The following is a 1,849-nucleotide window of genomic DNA, read 5'->3' as shown; positions in this document are numbered from 1 at the left end:
GACGAGTTGGCGGCGCGTCTCGACGTCAGTCGGACACCGTTGCGTGAGGCGCTTCATTCGCTGGCCAGTGAGGGACTGGTCACCATTGATCCTCGTCGCGGCGCGATGGTCACCCGGCCAACAGTGCAGCAGCTGCTGGACCTCTACGAGATGCGGGAGGCACTCGAAGTCCTGGCCGGGCGCCGGGCGATCGACTTCGCCGACACCGCTCACGTCGAGGAGATCGAACAGCTCAACAATGAAATGGCTGCAGTGAACGATCCGGTCATCTGGGGTCGTCTCAACCAGGAATTCCACCGCAGGATGTACGAGCCTTGCCCGAATAAGGATCTGCTGGCCTTGATCGCATCGCTGTCGACCCGAGCCAGGTTCTACGTCGGAATCCTGGTGTCCAGCAGGGCACCTGCCGACAGTGCAGTGCACGAACACGCGGACATGCTCGAGGCGCTGCGTGCCCGAGACCCCGACGCGATGGAGGCGGCCATCAAGAAGCACCTGCGTTCCACCGTCTCCCACGTCGCGCCGACTTTGACCGACGAATCGCCCAACCACCAAATCTGAGGAGAAGACCCAAGTGTCGATCAACTACCTGCCCACCGTCGATGGCCTACGGAAATTCGGTGACTACTCGCCAGTCGCGGTGTCCAGCGGACTCGTCGCCGTCGCCGGACAGTTCGGTACCGATGGCACCGACCCCGACAGCCAGGTGCGCGGCGCGTTCGCCAACGTCGCGACGGCGCTCGCCGCGGCCGGCGTCGGATTCGACGACGTCATCAAGTTCACCACTTACGTCGTTGGGCGCGAGACTATCCCGCACTTCATGAAGGTCCGCAAGGAAGTTTTCGCCGACATCTACCCGGCTGGGGTGTATCCGCCGAACACCCTGCTGGTCGTTGCGGGTCTAGTCCACGAAGAGTTCGTCGTCGAGATCGAGGCGCTCGCCCAACCAAAGTCGACACGATGAGCCAGAGCACCAAGCCATCCCCCATTTCGTTCAGCCACGGGCGCGACCACGTGATCACCTATCCGGTGACCGCCAACGGCATCCGCACACGCGTAGTGGAATCCCAAGGCGGTGTCACTCCGCTGATCTGCCTGCACGGGGTAGGCTCGCGGGCCGACCGTTTCATCCCGGCAATCCCCGGACTCGTGGCCGCAGGCTTTCACGTCTACGCCATCGACTTCCCCGGCCACGGACTGGCCGACAAGGCCGAGGGCATCGACTATCGACCGCGCGGCTTCGCCGAGTTCATCGCCGCGGTGCTCGATGAACTGGGCTTGCGCAACGTCGTGGTCGCAGGTACTTCACTGGGAGGTCAGGTCGCCGCGCGGTTGGCGTGTGACCGCCCGGACGTGGTGTCCGCAGTGGTGTTGATCGGCACGATGGGCATCGCCGAGCTACCCGATGAAAACAAGGTTTCGCCGGACAACGTCTCCAACGGAAGCGAGGAGGCCGTCCGCAACAAGCTCGGCTTCTTGGTCTCCGACCCCGCGATGGTCACCGACGCGTGGGTGCGTGAGGAATCGATGATCAACTCCTCCGCGGGGGCTGCCGCGGCCCTGTCTTCGGCTGCCGCCCTGCTGAACTCGGAGGCCAACGACGACCGCCAGCATGAGCGGTTGCGCGCTGAACGCCCAGACTTGCCGGTGCTGATCGTGTGGGGTGAAGACGACCGGTGGACACCCATATCCATGGGCCGCAAGTCGCACGAACTTCTACCCGGATCGCACTACGCGGTCATGCCGGGTTGTGGACATGCTCCTTATTTCGAGGACCCCGAGTCCTTCGTGCAGATCGTTTCTGAATTTGCCATCAAGGAGGGCATCCGATGACTGATCGATTCCTGCT

Annotated in this window: 3 protein-coding genes; all 3 read left to right on the top strand. The window is 63.3% G+C overall.

The features are described from left to right. On the top strand, nt 1–561 hold a 561-nt coding region (locus ACRDUX_RS40160; RefSeq protein WP_526423012.1), incomplete at its 5' end, for a GntR family transcriptional regulator. A 13-nt stretch (nt 562–574) separates the two neighbouring features. Continuing rightward, the gene (locus ACRDUX_RS40155) at nt 575–964 is read left to right on the top strand and encodes a Rid family hydrolase (protein ID WP_526423010.1); all 390 of its coding nucleotides are present in this window, start codon (nt 575–577) and stop codon (nt 962–964) included. Further along, nucleotides 961–1,833: an alpha/beta fold hydrolase gene (locus ACRDUX_RS40150; protein WP_526423008.1), complete on the top strand. Its 873-nt coding sequence runs from the start codon at nt 961–963 to the stop codon at nt 1,831–1,833. The genes ACRDUX_RS40155 and ACRDUX_RS40150 overlap by 4 nt, the downstream gene beginning before the upstream one ends. Nucleotides 1,834–1,849: the final 16 nt, after the last annotated feature.

It is taken from the genome of Mycobacterium sp., assembly GCF_050701675.1.
In the GTDB taxonomy this organism is placed as follows: domain Bacteria; phylum Actinomycetota; class Actinomycetes; order Mycobacteriales; family Mycobacteriaceae; genus Mycobacterium.
Note: the sequence above shows the minus strand (reverse complement) of the source record. Positions and strands in the feature narration are given on the sequence as shown.